Source organism: Dyadobacter pollutisoli (assembly GCF_026625565.1).
GTDB lineage: Bacteria > Bacteroidota > Bacteroidia > Cytophagales > Spirosomataceae > Dyadobacter > Dyadobacter pollutisoli.
In genome coordinates this window covers 2,158,356-2,175,902 of record NZ_CP112998.1, presented here as the reverse complement: position 1 = coordinate 2,175,902, position 17,547 = coordinate 2,158,356, and the positions used below count along the sequence as shown (strand labels likewise).

Below are 17,547 nucleotides of genomic sequence, written 5' to 3'. Positions count from 1 at the left end.
GTTCGGCGTAGTAATCTCATTTAACGCTGGGCGTAGCCAGAGACGACGCCCAACTACGCCAAACAAACAAGACTTTCCAGGTTATGGAAACCCGGAAAGTCTGCACCCTCAATAACCGGGATTTTGTCTCATATTGGTATTCGCATTGATCTCATTGATCGGTATCGGCTGCGCGTAGTCCGTGGCATCCCACTGGATCGTCCCGCCCCTGATCTTCTGATAGTAAGCTGCCTCCTTATCCCCGATTTTCCACCGGCATACATCAAACCACCAGTTAAATTCCCCAAAGAACTCAGCCCAGCGTTCGTATTTCAGCGGATCGTTTTTCAATACATTATCGGGTGCTTTGGTAACGTCCGTCAGGCTCTTGTAATCCACAGCCGACGGTGCGTCTACCGGCAAGTTATACGCGCGGCGTTTCACTTTATTAATGTATTCCAAAGCCGTCGGATTGTCGCCGGTATGCGTCAGCGTTTCAGCATAAAGCAGGTAAATATCCGCCAGGCGGAGCCAGAGAATGTTGGAACCGTTGGCCCGGTTTATTTCCAGCTCGGTACCCGCCAGATTGATATACTTTCTGAAACTCCACGCCTCCATATCCAGCTCAGTAATGTCCAGAAAATGTGAGATCGGCTTTTTCGCACCGGCCACCACCATTGAATCCACATATGGTTGGAGACAAGCCACCCATAACCTCGGGTCTACGGTTTTGGTCGCCCGGGCGGTGATGGATTTGGTAACATACGACTGGTCTACATTCGAAATATTGGCGGTAGTAGTTCCGGCAGGAAAGTAATGGCCAAGATTGAAACCAAAACGCGCAATGTTTTTGGAATGCGGAAACACATTGGACCACGCGGATGCAATGGGCGTACCGGTTGCTCCCACATAGGAAGGCCCCGCTAATGTCGCCATCATAGAACCCATCGATAGGTCATTGGCGCCGGCGTAGGTCATGTCCACATTCATGTTCAGCTCATACAATGACTCGGAATTGAATTCATTCTGACCATTGAACATGGTTTTATAGGTTTCAAAAGACACCAGTGACTTTCCGCTCTCCTTAATGACATTGCTCAGATACGTTTTCGCATTCGCCCAGTCCTCAGTGTACACATATACTTTACCCAAAAACCCTTTTACAGCCCACTGACCTACTTTATGTTTGTCGGTAGCGCTAGTCCATGTTTTTCCGGTCAGCAATGTTTCGGCGGATTTAAGGTCGCTGATGATAAAGTCCCAGCATTCTTTCACGGTCGAGCGGCTTACCTGCGTTTCGGTCAGGTCAGCAGCAGCGGTCGTGATAATGGGCACACCCATTTTCTCACCGCCTGCGCCATTCACGATAAAACTTTCACCCCAGAAACTCACCAGATAGGAATAGTACCAGGCCCTCAGAAACAATGCCTGACCTTTAATCAGCTGAATATTAGCCTTATCCGCCTCTGAGGCAGTTGCACTCACACGTTCGATTCCCGCAAGCAAAGTGTTGCTCCGCTGAACACCGCGCCACAGGTCCGGCCAAATCTGCACCAGAAAGTTATCGCTCGGCAACGCATTGTTTTGTCCCATCTGGATCCAGTTGGGTGAACCTTGCCAGCTGAGATCGGTGGTATGGTCCCAAAGGTGGGTGCTGTACGGTCCCATCGCGCGGCCGAAAATTCCCCCTGCATGTTGCGTTGCATACACCCCGGCGAGCAGTTGTTCCAGGTCAGTGACGGTGGTTGGATAGCTGCTGGTAGAGATAGCAAGCGGGTTGTCAACATTCACAAAATCGTCTTTGCAGGAAGCTATGACCAGTAATACAGTGGCAATGAGCGTATATTTTAATAATATTTTCATGATCGGGATCTTTTTTGATTTTAGAAACTCAGATTAAGGCCCATTGAAAGCAACATGTTCCGGGGGTAGGAAAAAATCGTATCAATTCCCCTGGCAGTCGTGCCATTTCTCCCGAGTACTTCCGGGTCAAGTCCTGAATATTTAGTGAGCGTGAGCAGGTTTTGCCCCTGAACGTAAATTTTCAGATCTGAAATTTTGAGTGCTTTGGTCAATGTGCTCGGAATCGTGTATCCCAGTTGCAGGTTTCTCAGTTTCAGGAACGAGCCGTCTTCCACAAAATAGCTTGAAATACGGCCATAATTGGAGTTCGGATCACGTGCGAATGTTCCCGTCGCCGTGGTACCGCCTACTCTCGGGCTGCTGGTCAGGCCATTTCCGTTAAAAAACGATGCATTGAAAATGTCTTGGGTCGTATTGTAATCGCCATATAAATATTCTGTAAAGTATTTATTGCCATTATATACGTCCACGCCCTGAATTCCCTGAAACAATGCGGTCAGTTCAAGACCTTTCCAGCCCAGGTTCAATGTAATGCCGTAGGTCAATTTTGGCCACGGATTTCCAATAAAAACCCGGTCAGTCGTCGTAACTCTGCCGTCTCCATTCGTATCCTTGAATTTCAAATCGCCAGCTGCGGTTCCTGAGTTCTGATAGTAAACACCTGCTGATCCTGCCTGCTGCTGCGCTTTTTCATTGAGGCTTTTAACATCTGCGTCGGACTGGAAAATCCCTTCAACCTGATAGCCAAAAAACTGGCTCATCGGGTGACCGACCTGCGTACGACCAGCCGGGCCGTCCAGGTCATTACCGGCAGGTCCATCGCTGATCGGGTTGTTTTTAATACCGTCCAGCTGCTTCACCAGATTTTTATTAAATGCGCCATTCACGGCTACTGAATAGGTAAAGGCACCTTTTCTGCCACGATAATCCGCTGCAATTTCAAGTCCTTTGTTGCTCATCTGACCAATGTTCGTAAATACAGACGTAGCCCCAAAACCCGTTGACAGCGAAACCGGAACCGCGTAGATCATTCCCTGTGTCTGGCGACTGTACCAGTCAATGGTGATGTTCAATGCATTTTTCAAAAGACCAACGTCAAGGCCCAAGTCAGTCTGCAATACTGATTCCCACTTGATATTTTGGTTCGCAAGCTGGGCCGTCAACGCATAGCCTTTCGACCTGCTGCCGTCCGGAAGTCCTTGCGAGTTGGTACCGCCCGTTCCTCCGTACGAGGACTGGTAAGTGTACTGGGGAATGTTGCTGGTACTACCCAATTTCCCGTAACTGGCGCGAAGTTTAAGATTTGAAACGTATGACAGATTATCGCGGATAAATGCTTCCTCATTGATTTTCCAGCCTACGGAAGCAGACGGGAATACACCAAATTTATTGGCAGGCCCAAATCGGTCAGAACCGTCTCTGCGTATCGTGGCCGAGATCAGGTATTTGTTGGAATAAGTGTAATTGATACGACCGAATTGAGATAGTAAACGCGTTTGCGGAAACTCTCCACCACTGGCTACATAGCTGCTCGGGTTATTAGACAAAGCAAGGTTATAGGTCACATAAGGAAAGCCCTGCGCCTCTCCATGCAATGTGCTGCGGTCAGATTTATAGGCCTCATAACCCGCCATTACTTTGAAATCATGCTGACCGAATGTCTTCGCGTAAGTCAGTACCAAGTTGGCGGTCAGGTTTCGCTGGCTGTTAATGTCGCGGCTCAGGAATGCTACGCGATTTGCTACGATGCCGTAGTCAAAAGCCTCATTGAACCGCAGGTTTTTCTCACTATAAACCGATGCGCCGAATGTGGACCGGAAATTCAGGCCCGGCAAAATCTGCCAATCGGCATAGATGTTGCCTTCCAGCGCATAAGTCTGATTTTTCATGTGGTTCTGATACTCCTGACCTACCAGGTTTGGGCCGCCAAAATAGCTGCCTGTTTTGGCCCAGCCCCCATATGCGTTGGTAGGATCGTAAACCGGAATGACAGGCGCAGAGCGAAACGGATACGTGGTACTCACCGGCGGATTGGTCTCCGTCATCCAGGCGTAAATCGTTTCACCTACCTTGAACTTCGAATTGATCTTGTAATCCGCATTCGAGCGAAGTCCATACCTTTTGAAATAATTATCAATGATGGTTCCGCCCTCTTTCTGGTAGTTGGCCGACAGGTAGTAATTCGTTTTGACAGTAGCACCCGAAAGTGACAATGAGTAACTTTCTTCCTTCCCGTTGGTATAAAGGTCTTTGATCCAGTCATGATCCGGTAAGCTTTTTGGATCTCCCCAGCTGTTGGTAGCCACGCCAAAAGCCGTTTTGGCCGTGTAATAATCAGCAGTATTGAGCAGATTATAGAGGTTGATCGGTTTGCGGACACCATAGTAAGCGTTAAAATTAATGCTCATTTTGTCCATAGCCGTACCTCTTTTGGTCGTAACCAACACCACGCCCCCCGCAGCCTGCGCACCATAGATCGCTGCCGCGCTCGCATCTTTTAGGATCTCAATGGATTCCACATCCTGCAAGTTGAAGTTGTTGCCCGCCGACATCCTGATCCCATCCACAATGTACAGTGGCGACATACCTCCGATGGACCCCACTCCCCTGATCACAATGTCCGACGCTGCTCCCGGAGAGCCGTCGTTCCTCGTCACCTGCACACCCGCTGCGCGTCCCTGCAATGCCTCATTCACGCTGCGTACAGGCAAACTTTTAATGTCCTCGGCCTTCACCGACGACACCGAACCCGTCAGGTCCGAGCGCTTTTGAGTGCCGTATCCCACTACCACTACCTCTTCCAGTGCCTTGTTGTCTACTTTCAGGACAAGGTCGAGGGTACTTCTTCTCGCTACTGTGATTTCCTGCGAGATGTAACCCACGAAGGAAAAGATCAGTACCGCATCGGGATCGGTGATATCAATGCTGAATGTACCTTTTTCGTCCGTCGAAGTGCCCCTTTGCGTACCTTTTTGCACCACGTTCACACCGGCCAGCGTTTCGCCTTTTTCATCCTTGATCGTGCCGCGTACAGTAATGTCGAACAATGTCTCCGCTTTGATCTTTTCCTGCATAATGTCCGTCATGCGCCGCTTCACGCCCGGGTCCGGGAAGTAGGGATAAGGCTCCCGCACCTCAGATTCTTCCCTTCTTTTGCGCTGGACTTCCTTTTTCTTTTTGACGATGATGGTCTTGTCGACAATGTTATAGGTCAGCGGCTGTCCGGCGAAACAGGCGTCCAATACCTCTTTAAGGGGCGCATTGGTAACATGGATGTTTACTTTCTCCGCTTCTTCCAGCATTTGAAGGTCACATATAAACAGATATCCGGTCTGTTTACGCACCGATTTTAGTACCTCCAACAAGGAAGCATCTTTTTTTCGCAAAGAAACCTGCTGGGCGTAGGAGTTGTCAGCTACTACCTGTAATGTGCCAATCAGCAATAATAACGCGGTTAATTTCATGGTCAGAAATACTTTGCCAAGCCAGTCGACCTTGTTGTCTATGGCCTGATGCGCCCTTTGGGAACGGTTTACATTATACGCTTCCACAGGGACAGTTTTGCCCTTGTATACAAATTTCATAGTTTTGTATGCTTGATTAGGTTTAATTTATCGTTGTCCAATGATCTTTGGATCAATCAGGTTCAGGCCGGGTGCGGTTGCTACGCATCCGGCTTTTTTATTGAATGATCCGTTCAATGCTGTCCTCAGGAAGAATTTACGGGTTTCATAGTTAAGGGTTTAGGTTAGTCTTACTTCATTGATCTGTATTCCTCACGGTAATTTTTCTTTCCTCGATCCGAAACTGGATACCGCCGGTCAATTCCAACATTTTAAGCACTTCGGAGACATTGTTTTTCCTTGAAATCGTCCCGGCAAAAGCCTTTTTGTCAACATTTCCTTCATAGTAAACGTCCAGGTCGTACCAACGGGAAATCTGCCGCATGATCTCTTTAATGTTGCCATTGAACTCAAACCGCCCCTCTTTCCAGGCCACCACACTCTCGGTATCTACCATTTTAACAGCTATATCTTTCGCGAGCCCCGCCTCTACCCGCGCCTGCTGCCCGGGCGACAGTACCTTGGTTACATTACCCTTCTCCACCCGCACAGAACCTTCCAGCAATGTGGTTTGAATAGTAGGTTCATCGCTATATGAACTGATGTTGAAATGGGTACCTAAAACGGTGATTTCCATATCCTTACCATCCACATATTTGTCCAAGACACGCACGTGGAAAGGCATTTTTTTATTAGGTTCTATTTCAAAATAAACCTCACCGGTCATTTCCACATTTCTGTCTTTTCCTGCAAATGCCGTCGGATATTTCAAGCTGGAACCTGCATTGAGCCAGGCACGCGAACCGTCGGGCAGCACCACTTTATACTGGCCTCCCAATGGTGTTTTTAAAACATTATATGCAATCGCCCGAGCATTTCCTGGTACATTACTGTAACTGATCTGCCCTTTTGTCTTGTCAATAGTAGTACCCGGCTGCCCGGCCAGATTCTCGCTCGTGATCGTCGCCAGATCCAGGGTTTGTCCGTCGGCCAATGTCAGGATCGCCTTGTTTCCGCCAGCCCGAATATCTTCGCCATAAACGCTTACCAGCTCGGCCACAGGCATAATCTGCTGGTCTTTTTTGTTGATCCACCGATAGCCGCCATACATCAACAACAATGCTACCGACGCTGCCACAAGTCTGAAAATCCATAGCGGGCGCACCGGCGGAGCCACATTATCCTCCTCCTCATTATCGGTTGCAGGCGCGAAATTGGCTTGTGGCTGGGCAGTGGCTGTGAAGATAGAATTGAGGATATCGTCAGCCGTTTCCTGCGATAAACCGTTCCCGGACTGGTCACTACGGATCAGCTGATCGATCAGTCCATTGATCTGCTCACGATTTTCTTCCAGTAACAGCAACGTCATCAGTTCTTCGCGTTCCGCCTCGGTAACGTTCTTTTCACAGTACCGCAAAAACAAATCTTCCAGCCGTGGGCTATGCATAGGTGTCTCTTTTCAGGTAAAGACTCCTGCCGGACTTTTTTGGGGGACAATAAGATAAAAAAAAGTTTAAAAATTAATTTACCAAGAAAAACAACAACCAGGAGATGGTGATTTCGAGCTTCAACTTGCTGTACGCACGGATGTGCCGTAACGCCCTGGCCAGGTGCGTTTTAACGGTTTCGGAAGAGATACGAAGGAGCTTGGCGATCTCGTCCCGCTTCATTTCCTGCTCTTTGCTAAGCAGATAAATTTGTTTTTGCTGAGCGGGGAGCAATTCCACTGCCTGTTGCAGGATCTGTTCCAGTTCCTGGTTCACGATGCGGTTGTAAGTACTGTCCTCGGAGGAAGGCATTTCGAGTTGCAGATCGTCGACAAGTTGCTGCTGGCGTGCCACCCTTCTCAATGCTGTGAAAACATGGTTTCGGGTCATGATAAAAAGGTAATCTTCAAAATCCTGTATGTCGGAAAGACATTCTTTTTTTACCCAAAGCTTCAAAAAGATATCCTGCACTACCTCTTCCGCCATGAATGTAGAACGCGTAAGTCGCATAGCCACAGAGTAAATTTTGTCCCGGTAACCATGAAATAACGTGGCGAAAGCTTTTTCGCTTCCCGCCGCAGCCTGCGCCAGCAGTTCTGTTTCGTTATGTAACGCCCCTATTTTCAATTTGATTTTTTAGAACAGCTTCCAACAAAGGTAATAGCTAGCAACCATTGGATATGAAAATACGGTTATTAAATGTCAATATTTTTCGTCAAAGTTAAAGTCTGTAAACACCAGTACTACCCTATCCCTCAGCAGGCTATCGTGTACATTACCAAAAACAGAACGGACACATTGACACAAAATACTGGATATTAAACGTTTATAATAACAGACATGGAGCGTTTGATTAAGCTCCCTGTCTATAATTTTCTTTCCAAAATCTCAGGAAAAATGGCTTGAATTTGGCTTTTAAAACAAGAGCCCTGAGTAATTTCCAGTCCTAACCCATTAATTGATGCTTCGTCCTTTTATAAAATATTGTCTTCTACTACCCGTTGCCGGAACGATGATGGCTTCCTGCAATGACGGGGTCGATTTGCCTGAGGACGTGGCGGCAGAAATGTCGACGCTGAACCAGACGATCGACTATACTTATGACGTAAAACCGATCCTATCCGACCGCTGCTTTGCCTGCCACGGCCCGGACGCCAACCACCAGAAAGCAGGGTTACGGCTCGACGTTGCCAAAGCTGCCTATGAAAAAGAGACCGAAAGCGGCCTGAAAGCGATCAATCCCGGCAAACCCGGACGCAGCGAACTGGTACACCGGATTTTGTCCGGCGACCCGGAGTACCTGATGCCTACACCCGAATCACATTTATCGCTGACCGCCCGGGAAAAGGCAATATTGATCAAATGGGTGGACGAAGGTGCTGAATACAAGCCACATTGGGCATTTACCAAAGTAGAAAAACCACAGCCTCCGAAAGTAAAAAATGAGCAATGGGTCAGAAATGACATTGACCGTTTTATCCTCAGCAAGCTGGAAGACAAGAAGATAACACCCTCACCCGAGGCCGACAAAACTACGCTTTTGAGACGGGTGTACCTGGACCTGACCGGCTTACCGCCTACTCCCGAGGAAGTAAATGCATTTCTGGCCGACCGCTCAGCCAATGCTTACGAAAAGGTCGTGGACAAGGTTCTGGCCTCACCGCATTATGGCGAGCACATGGCCGTGTCGTGGCTGGATGCCGCCCGTTACGCGGATACACACGGATATCAGGATGACGGCCCTCGCACGGCCTGGCCATTCCGCGATTGGGTAATCCAGTCATTTAACAAAAACCAGCCTTACGATCAGTTTGTTACCTGGCAGCTTGCCGGTGATATGCTCCCCAACCCTACCCGCGATCAGATGGTGGCGACGGGTTTCAACCGGATGCACCAGCAGAGCCAGGAAGGCGGTATCATTCCCGAGGAGTACCGGGCTGCGTACGTCTCGGACCGGGTAGATACTTTTGGAAAGACATTTCTGGGCATTACCGTGGAATGCGCCCGCTGCCACGATCACAAATATGACCCGATCAGCCACAAAGACTACTATTCGCTGTACGCATTCTTCAATAATAACAATGAAAATGGTCAGGTGCCATACAATGGGGAGGCCAGCCCGTCCATTACATTGCCCTCCCCGGAAGCCGACGCAAAGCTGAAATTTATCCATGCTAACCTCGCTCACGAGAAGGCTGACCGGGATAAGAAAGCCACATTACACGAACAGAACTTTCAAAAATGGCTGGCTACGGCACAGTTGCAGCCGGAAAAAGTATTAATTCCTGACAAAAAAGACCTGGCTGGACATTTCACATTTGATGAACCCGCGGGAAAAGAATTTCAAAACCTGGCCGACCCGAAACACAAAGCGGTTGCCGAAGGCGACGATAGCCTTTCTAATGTAGCCTCCCGGCCCGGCAGGATCGGAAAAGCGAGGTATTTGTTCGGGGACAATTCGGTTGGTTTCGGCGACAATTTTGCCTTTTTCGAGCGCAATCAGGCTTTTAGTGTCAGTATATGGTTCAATTTACATGATCCGGCGGTGAGCGGTTCGTTGATCCACAAATCCAACGGCGTATTTAACGGATACCGTGGCTGGAATATTTTCAGGGAAAAAGATGGTCGCATCAGATTGATTATGAGCCACGTTTGGCCTGAGAATTCCATCGAAATACAAACTACCGACAAGTTCCCGATGAACAAATGGACGCAGATCGGTTTCTCTTACGATGGATTAAGCAAGGCCAATGGCCTAAAATTATACATCAACGGGCAGCAGGCGAAAGTGACCGTTCACAACGACAACCTCACCGAGAGTATTCTGTACGGAAAGAACAAAACGAACTGGTACGTCGACAGGCTCAACATTGGCAGGCTGTCGGACCAACGGACCAAGAATTTTGAAATAGACGAACTGAAAATATACACCCGCCCGCTGACCTCGCTTGAAATGCTGGGCCTCTATACCCTCCAAAACGAAGTAGTAGCGGCGCTCAAAACACCTGCTGCATCGAGAAAGCCTGCTCAGTTAGCTGCGTTGAAGGATTATTATCTCAACAATGTGGACCAGGATTTTATGAAAAATCTTACTGAAAGCAGAAAACTGATCGGCGAAGAAACCGAAATCCTTGACAAGGAAATCGATGTAATGGTGATGAAGGAACGCAAATTCCCGCGTAAATCATTTATCCTGAACCGTGGCGCATACGATGCTCCTGGCAAGGAAGTACACCCGGATACGCCGGACAGTTTCTTCAAAATACCCAAAGATTTTCCAAAAAACAGGTTGGGACTGGCCAAATGGCTGCTCCATAAAGATCATCCATTGTTTACAAGGGTGACGGTCAATAGGTTCTGGATGATGTATTTTGGCAAAGGGCTGGTAGTTTCCAGCGACGACTTTGGCAACCAGGGCGAGCTGCCAACGCATCCGCAGCTGCTCGATTATTTGTCGGCCACATTCAGGGCTTCGAAATGGGACGTGAAAGCGATGCAAAAGCTGATCGTTACCTCTGCTACCTATCGTCAATCTTCCAAAATTGATCCGAAATTTAAAGATGTAGACCCGGATAACAAGTTATATGCCCGCGGCCCAAGCTACCGTATGTCTGCCGAGCAGATCCGCGACAACGCGCTGGCATCCAGCAGCCTGCTTACCCAGCGAATCGGAGGCAAAAGTGCCTACCCGTATCAGCCGGCAGGACTTTGGGAGGCGCTGGCAACGCGGAACGAGGTGGTTTACAAACAGCAGCATGGCGACAGCTTGTACCGCAGAAGCCTTTACACGGTTTGGAAACGCAGTGCTCCCCCACCCATGATGCTCAATTTTGACGCGGCGGAAAGACATTTCTGCATTACCAAGAGGCAAAAAACGAGTACACCGTTGCAGGCTTTGGTGGTCATGAATGATCCACAATTCGTGGAAGCTTCGAGGGTACTGGCGCAACAGATGCTCAAAAAAGGCCGCACATTGGATGAGCAAATCACTTACGGGTTCACTGCTTTGACGAGCCGGGCGCCAAGTCAGCGGGAATTGACGATCCTGAAAGAGCTGTACCAGGAGGAATATACCGATTTCAGCAAAAACCCTAAAAAGGCAAGAGAGATACTGTCGGCCGGTGAGTATCCGGTGGATAAAATGTTGAATCCGGCACAGTTAGCAGCCGGTACCATTGTGGCCAGTACGGTGATGAACTTTGACGAATTTTTGATCAAGAGATAAAAAATACAACCATGAGCTTTTACAACGAACTTGAAAATCATGTGCACGAGCAGTTGAGCCGACGGAATTTCTTGTCAAAAACAAGTTTAGGGCTCGGGGCAGCCGCTATGGCTTCCCTGCTGAATGCGGATGATTCCATGGCAAAAAAAGTACTTTCCGGCACGCCGGAAGGCGCTTCGCTCCCTCTTGGCAAGCCCCATTTTGCGCCCAAAGCCAAAAGGATCATTTACCTGTTTCAAAGCGGTGCCCCATCGCAGCTGGAACTGTTTGACTATAAGCCCAAACTGGAACAAATGTGGGGCCAGGACCTGCCCGAATCCGTCAGAAAAGGCCAGCGATTGACGGGCATGACGGCCGGACAAAGCAGTTTCCCGTTAGCCGCGTCCAAATACAAATTTGCAAAGCGCGGCGATAATAACATGATGATCAGCGAGTTGCTGCCTTTTACTTCCAGCATTGTGGACGATGTGACTTTCATCCGCTCCATGCATACGGAGGCGATCAATCACGACCCGGCGGTGACATTTTTTCAGACGGGCAGCCAGCAGGGCGGAAGGCCTTCGTGGGGCTCGTGGATCAGTTACGGACTGGGCTCGGACAATCAGAACATGCCTTCTTTTGTGGTACTGCTTTCCAAAGGCCGGCCCGGTGACCAGCCTCTTTATGCGAAGTTATGGAGCAATGGTTTTCTGCCTTCTGTGCACCAGGGTGTGGTTTTTCGCTCGGGGCCGGACCCCGTTTTTTACCTCAATAACCCCGAAGGAATAGATAAAACCAGCCGTAGAAGAATGCTCAATTCTCTGGCAAAACTACAACAGGCCCAGTTTGAAAAAATCCTCGACCCGGAAATTAACTACCGCATGGCGCAGTATGAGATGGCTTACCGGATGCAAACTGCCGTGCCGGAAACCATGGACATTTCAAAAGAGCCTGATTATATTTTTGACCTGTACGGCGAGGACTCCCGCAAGCCGGGCACATTCGCAGCTAACTGTCTGCTAGCCAGGAAACTAATTGAAAAAGACGTCAAGTTCGTGCAGCTTTACCACCAGGGCTGGGACCAGCACGGTAACCTACCGAATGACATCAAAACCATGGCCAAAAGTGTAGACCAGGCGTCGGCAGCACTCATTAAAGACCTTAAACAAAGAGGGTTACTGGATGAAACGCTGGTAGTTTGGGGCGGTGAATTCGGCCGTGGATCGTACTCGCAGGGCAAATTAACAAAGGACAATTACGGCCGCGATCACCATCCGCGCAGCTTCACAATATGGATGGCGGGCGCCGGTGTGAAAAAGGGCTTTGTATTTGGTGAAACCGACGAGTTTGGCTACAATGTCATCAAAGATCCCGTGCATGTGCATGACTTTCAGGCGACTGTGATGCATTTGATGGGTGTAGATCATGAGCAGCTGATATTCAAGCACCAGGGCCGCAGGTACCGGCTTACCGATGTCCACGGCAAAGTCGTCAAACCGTTACTAGCCTGACTCACAACCAATAAGCGCAAAAAAGAACACCGGTACCGGGACCCCAACCCCGACCGGTGTTCAACACCTCCTCACACTAAGAATTTTCACCCGACAGCCAGGTACTCTCTCGACAGCAGCGTCTGAATTTCACGCATTCTTCTGCGGGCGATAGGCAGCCTGGCGCCATTGGTGAGTAGCAACGTATCCGGCTCTACGCGGGCCGTTACAAACTCTGGGTTGACCGCGCATGACTTGTGTATACGCATAAAATCGGCGCGTAACGTCTCTATCACACTTTTCAGCGTTTTCGAAACCAGGTAGGTAGTACCTTTATGCGTATAAATGTGGGTATAATTGCCTTCTCCACGCAGGTGGGTGATCTCGCTGGCGGCGATCCAAATAATTTTGCCGCGAACGTGTACGGCGATAGGATTAGATGCGGTACTGGCTAATGTTACTACTCTTGAAAATGGATTGATTGATGCATTCATGGCTGTTAAAGATGGTCTGATTTATAACATTTATTTTTTCATGGCTCACTGTTTCTGACAGCGTGTTACAAATGTGGCATCAACCCGGTCACATTTAAAACAGAATTTCGTCAGAATGTATGTTTTGCCTGTTGAAACTCACTTTTTTGCCTCTGATCTGTATTTGGCGGTGAATTACCGTATTGTGAGGTCGCAGTGTTTTGCAGGCGACTCAGGCACCTCTTTCTGCGTTTGATCGGGTTGGCATGTAGCCCAAACAACTTTTACATTTCGTTAACCATCTTTTACCAGTCCTTAACCGACGATAATATAAAGCCTTTTAGCTTTGTCAAAGTCCTTAAAAACAAAAGCGAAATGGCCGGATTTCTCCACGTATACGGCTACTTTCCGCCAGCAACTAATTATGTCGTTTTACTTTAAATCAAAAAAAAATGAAAAGACTATTTGTGTTTATTCCGGCTGTCTTCATGGTATTATTTCTACTAAATTCTTTTGTACCAAAGGAAAATGAAGCAAAAAAGGAACCAGTAAAAGAGGGCAAATCATCGGGAATTGCTAACATCATTTTCAAATCCACTGATGGCGGACAAACCTGGCAGGACATTAGCGAAGGACTGCCGGAAAAACTACAGAGAGAAGGTGTGTGGAGAGATGGTCTATTTGCAAATGACCATGGGCTTTATTTACGCGCTGGAAATGGTGTTTATCATAGTGAACCAAATTCCACAACTCCTTTTTGGACCAAAGAAATTTTCCCTAGTAGACAACGTAACATTGCCCCTGGCAAGAATGGGATATTTGCCTATGATTTCAGGGGTCAATTTTTACAAAAAATAAACGGAACGAGTAATTGGTCGCCTGTGTACAAGAATTTCCAAGAACAGGCCGTACGCCTAAACGGAGAGATAGATTGGATGTACACGAATTTTAAAGAGAAATTGGTACGCAACGTTTTTGAAACTGCCGGAGGCACCGTTTTCATCACTTGCAGCAACGCCCTTTTTAGATCAACGAACAATGGAAAAACCTGGAAACAAGTACATGCCGGGGACGGGACAATGAATTTGACAGAGTCAAACGGTGTACTTCTGGCAACTAACAAAAAGGGACTATTAAGATCCACCGATGATGGGCAAAGCTGGGACCGTGTGATCAGCGATAAGGGTGCTGGCATCGCTGTGGAACGTATTGATGGAGGATTTGCTGCCATACTAAACAACGCTATAACCCAAACAAACAGCATACACATTTCAATGGATAGTGGAAAAACCTGGAATGCCATAGGTGAAGACCTTCAAGCTTCCCGGAGTAGTTTATTCATGAAAGAAATAGGACTGCTTAAATCTACATCGGCTATTTTATCAATTAAGCAAATGGGTAAATATTTAATATGTGGTCGCTCAGATGGTATATTCCGGTCAGCTGACATGGGCAAAACATGGCAGCAGCTACTACTCCCTCCTAATGGAAATTTCGGCTTCAATTTATCTGTTTCGGGCAAAGTGATCTATGTCGTGCCAAATAAAGGATGTTGAAAAACTCACTTTTTAGCCTCTGATCTGTATTTGGCTACTTTGCAGCTTTCGGACATCGCATTCCATTTGCCCGTAAAATGATTGAAGGATCAATTCTGACAATTCGGCAATAATTTATTACATCTGGCAAGCCCATTCCTTTTCTAACCGGCAAACCGCTCCTATTTTTATGGTTTGTAAAATCCCATGAGAAGCATCCGGTTCTGGTCATTCATTGCAACACGCTTTCCCGAAACACATCAGTCGGGATGGCGTGTTGCATTTTGGTTCATTTCCTATGCAGTCGTCAGTGTATCAATACTTTATCTGATCCTATTTTTATGTAATAACGATACATTCTTCGAAACGACACCGCTGAGTGAAGGTGTTTTATGGTTTGTAGTTGCAGTGTTGGCCGGGTCATTGGTCGCCGCGGGAATAACCGAGCTGGCTTTCACTTTTAAGCAGTGGAAAACCAACCAGCAGGAGTTGCAGCAAATGGAGGAAAAACAGTTGCAAACTGAGCTGGACGTCGTCAAACAGCAGGTTAACCCTCATTTTTTATTCAATTGCCTCAATTCCCTCTCGGTACTCATTTCCGAAGCACCTGCCACAGCCGAAAAATTCGTCGACGAGATGTCGAAAGTGTACAGGTACCTGCTGAGTGTCAACGGGCCTAATAAGGAAACCAGCATGGTCACGCTGGAAGCCGAGCTTCGTTTCATACGGTCCTACATTTACCTGCTGGAAACCCGTTTTGAAAGCGGAATCGAGGTTTGCATTGAAATAGACGACGTTTATTTGAGCCTACTGATCGCGCCCCTCACCCTTCAAACCCTGATTGACAATGCGATCAGGCACAATGTCGTGTCCACGGAGCGACCATTGCGCATCCATATCACTACCAGGCCCACGGGCCAGCTGGAAGTCAGGAATAATTTACAGAAAAGGCTTGTGCGAATGCCGTTCAGCACCGCCGGACTGGCGACCTTGATTTCGCGCTATAAAATGTTGTTTAACCAGGCAGGAACCATTCAGATCAAAGAAAGTGAAGCGGGTTTCAGCGTTCTCTTGCCATTAATTCATACATGATACCCAGATTCGATTACATTGGACGGTTAATATGGCTCAGTCTGTTCGGCAGATGGATGTTCGTCTTGCTGGTACCCTGGTTCGTGCCAACCATCAGCTACCTACTGATCGGTGAACCGTACTTAGCAAGTGTCATCAATTTCCTTTTGGGGACGTTAATGGTGCTATGCATGACCATTCTGGCATTCATTCCCCACGATTGGGCCGCTCAATACATTGCACAGAAATTCCCCTCGATCAACTCGTCGGTCAAAAGAGCGATTTACACAGCCATCGCTTTCTGGATACTGACCTTCATTTATGTGACGACTTATGGTGTGTTCATCATCAAATTTCGTCCACTAAATGCCCAGCTGGACGCAGAGAAGATGATCAATGTGTACATTTTCGAGTTTTTCGCGGTCCTGTTACTGACTGGTTTGTACGAAGTGAATTATTCGTTGCGAAAATGGCGGGAGATCAAGGTCAACAAAGAAGCGATCAAAAAGGCTGGCTTGCAGGGCCAGTTGCAGAGTTTGAAAAGCCAGGTCAACCCACATTTTCTTTTCAATAGCCTCAATACCCTGTCTGCATTGATCGGCGATGAGCCTGCACGGGCAGAGCAGTTTGTCGATGAAATGGCCAAGGTATACCGGTACCTGTTGCAAACCAATCAGGATGAGCTGACTACCCTGGATACCGAGATCAAATTCATTCAATCCTATTATCATTTGCTCCGCACCCGCCACGACGAAGGTTTGGAGCTCATTATTGATGTAAATAAAAATGCTTTGGGTATGTACATTCCTCCGTTGACTTTGCAGCTTTTGGTAGAGAATGCGGTGAAACACAATACGATACTCGAAAAAAAGCCGCTGTGCATCGTAATCCGTTCAATCGGGGATAACCTTTTGGAGGTTGAAAATAATCTGTTGGAAAAGTCGACGCGGGTCAAATCTACCAAACTGGGACTGGCCAACATTGAAGCCAAATATCGCCTGCTCTCGGAACGCCAGCCAGTAATCGATCCCGGTCCCGATTACTTCAAGATAACCTTACCCCTGCTTGTCGAAAAAACAAAAAACTAATGAATATATTAATTGTCGAAGATGAAAAGCTCGCAGTCCGCAAGCTGACCAAACTCCTGGAAGAGGCCGCTCCTGATTTCGTGATCAAAGGCGTGACACCCAGCATTGAGGCCACGGTAGAATGGATTTCGCAAAACCGCGCTGCTGGTAACGCCGAGCCCGATTTGCTATTCCTAGACATTGAACTCGCCGATGGTCAAAGTTTTGAGATTTTCAACCGGATCGACATTCGCAGCACCGTTATCTTCACCACTTCCTACGATGAATACGCATTGCAGGCATTCAAGGTCAATAGCATTGATTATTTATTAAAACCGGTGCAACTCGAAGATTTACAGCGTAGTATCAAGAAATTCTACGACCTCACAGGCCAGCGCAGTACATCCGCAATCTCTTTACCTCCGAACCTGGAAAGCATTCTCAAAAACCTGCATTTGCAACAGCCACCTGCTGATTATCGCAAGCGTTTTCTGGTAAAGCAAGGTCAAAAACTGCTATCCATTGAGACTTCCGAAATTGCTTATTTTTATATTGATGAAAGTGTCAGTTTTTTCAAAACGCATGTGGCCCAACGTTTTATGGTTGATTACCGGATGGATGAAATGGAATTATTCCTGGACCCTGACCGGTTTTTCAGGGTCAACAGAAGTATGATAGTGACTCACAGTTCGGTAGTGCAGATTCAGCCTTATTATAACAACAGGCTGGTGCTCACATTGAAACCGGTATTCGAAAAAGAAGCCTTTGTCAGTCGTGAAAAAACGAATGACTTCAAGAAATGGATGGGCAAATAA

11 protein-coding genes are annotated in these 17,547 nt (G+C 47.7%); 6 read left to right on the top strand and 5 right to left on the bottom strand.

All coding sequences use genetic code 11. The features are described 5' to 3' along the window. Positions 1–108: 108 nt before the first annotated feature. From ON006_RS08910 to ON006_RS08895, 4 genes are all read right to left on the bottom strand, one after another. Entirely contained in the window at positions 109–1,842 is a 1,734-nt protein-coding gene (locus ON006_RS08910; protein ID WP_244818825.1) for a RagB/SusD family nutrient uptake outer membrane protein, read from the bottom strand. 20 nt (positions 1,843–1,862) lie between these two features. After that, positions 1,863–5,426 carry a TonB-dependent receptor gene (locus ON006_RS08905; RefSeq protein ID WP_244818826.1) on the bottom strand — a complete coding sequence of 1,188 codons (3,564 nt, stop codon included), beginning with the start codon at positions 5,424–5,426 and terminating at the stop codon, positions 1,863–1,865. A gap of 175 nt (positions 5,427–5,601) precedes the next feature. Beyond that, positions 5,602–6,852, bottom strand: a complete 1,251-nt coding sequence (locus tag ON006_RS08900; RefSeq protein WP_244818827.1) for a FecR family protein — start codon at positions 6,850–6,852, stop codon at positions 5,602–5,604. A 73-nt stretch (positions 6,853–6,925) separates the two neighbouring features. Next, positions 6,926–7,519 carry an RNA polymerase sigma factor gene (locus ON006_RS08895; RefSeq protein ID WP_244818828.1) on the bottom strand — a complete coding sequence of 198 codons (594 nt, stop codon included), beginning with the start codon at positions 7,517–7,519 and terminating at the stop codon, positions 6,926–6,928. A 334-nt stretch (positions 7,520–7,853) separates the two neighbouring features. Here ON006_RS08895 and ON006_RS08890 point away from each other — a divergent pair, with 334 nt between their 5' ends. Both ON006_RS08890 and ON006_RS08885 read left to right on the top strand, forming a co-directional pair. Next, on the top strand, positions 7,854–11,117 hold the full coding sequence (locus ON006_RS08890) for a DUF1553 domain-containing protein (RefSeq protein WP_244818829.1): 3,264 nt from the start codon (positions 7,854–7,856) through the stop codon (positions 11,115–11,117). Positions 11,118–11,128: 11 nt separating this feature from the next. Beyond that, positions 11,129–12,607 (top strand): DUF1501 domain-containing protein, encoded by a 1,479-nt coding sequence (locus ON006_RS08885; RefSeq protein ID WP_244818830.1) that lies wholly within the window; start codon positions 11,129–11,131, stop codon positions 12,605–12,607. A gap of 86 nt (positions 12,608–12,693) precedes the next feature. Here the strand turns inward: ON006_RS08885 and ON006_RS08880 are convergent, their stop codons facing one another. Then, positions 12,694–13,080 (bottom strand): LytR/AlgR family response regulator transcription factor, encoded by a 387-nt coding sequence (locus ON006_RS08880; protein WP_244818831.1) that lies wholly within the window; start codon positions 13,078–13,080, stop codon positions 12,694–12,696. Positions 13,081–13,511: 431 nt separating this feature from the next. On the opposite strand from ON006_RS08880, the gene ON006_RS08875 reads away from it, so the two are divergent. The 4 genes from ON006_RS08875 to ON006_RS08860 all read left to right on the top strand — a co-directional run bounded on the left by ON006_RS08875 (position 13,512) and on the right by ON006_RS08860 (position 17,547). Continuing rightward, positions 13,512–14,615: a WD40/YVTN/BNR-like repeat-containing protein gene (locus ON006_RS08875; RefSeq protein WP_244818832.1), complete on the top strand. Its 1,104-nt coding sequence runs from the start codon at positions 13,512–13,514 to the stop codon at positions 14,613–14,615. A 186-nt stretch (positions 14,616–14,801) separates the two neighbouring features. Continuing rightward, the gene (locus tag ON006_RS08870) at positions 14,802–15,686 is read left to right on the top strand and encodes a sensor histidine kinase (RefSeq protein WP_244818833.1); all 885 of its coding nucleotides are present in this window, start codon (positions 14,802–14,804) and stop codon (positions 15,684–15,686) included. Then, positions 15,683–16,753: a sensor histidine kinase gene (locus ON006_RS08865; protein WP_244818834.1), complete on the top strand. Its 1,071-nt coding sequence runs from the start codon at positions 15,683–15,685 to the stop codon at positions 16,751–16,753. The genes ON006_RS08870 and ON006_RS08865 overlap by 4 nt, the downstream gene beginning before the upstream one ends. Beyond that, positions 16,753–17,547, top strand: a complete 795-nt coding sequence (locus tag ON006_RS08860; protein ID WP_244818835.1) for a LytR/AlgR family response regulator transcription factor — start codon at positions 16,753–16,755, stop codon at positions 17,545–17,547. The genes ON006_RS08865 and ON006_RS08860 overlap by 1 nt, the downstream gene beginning before the upstream one ends.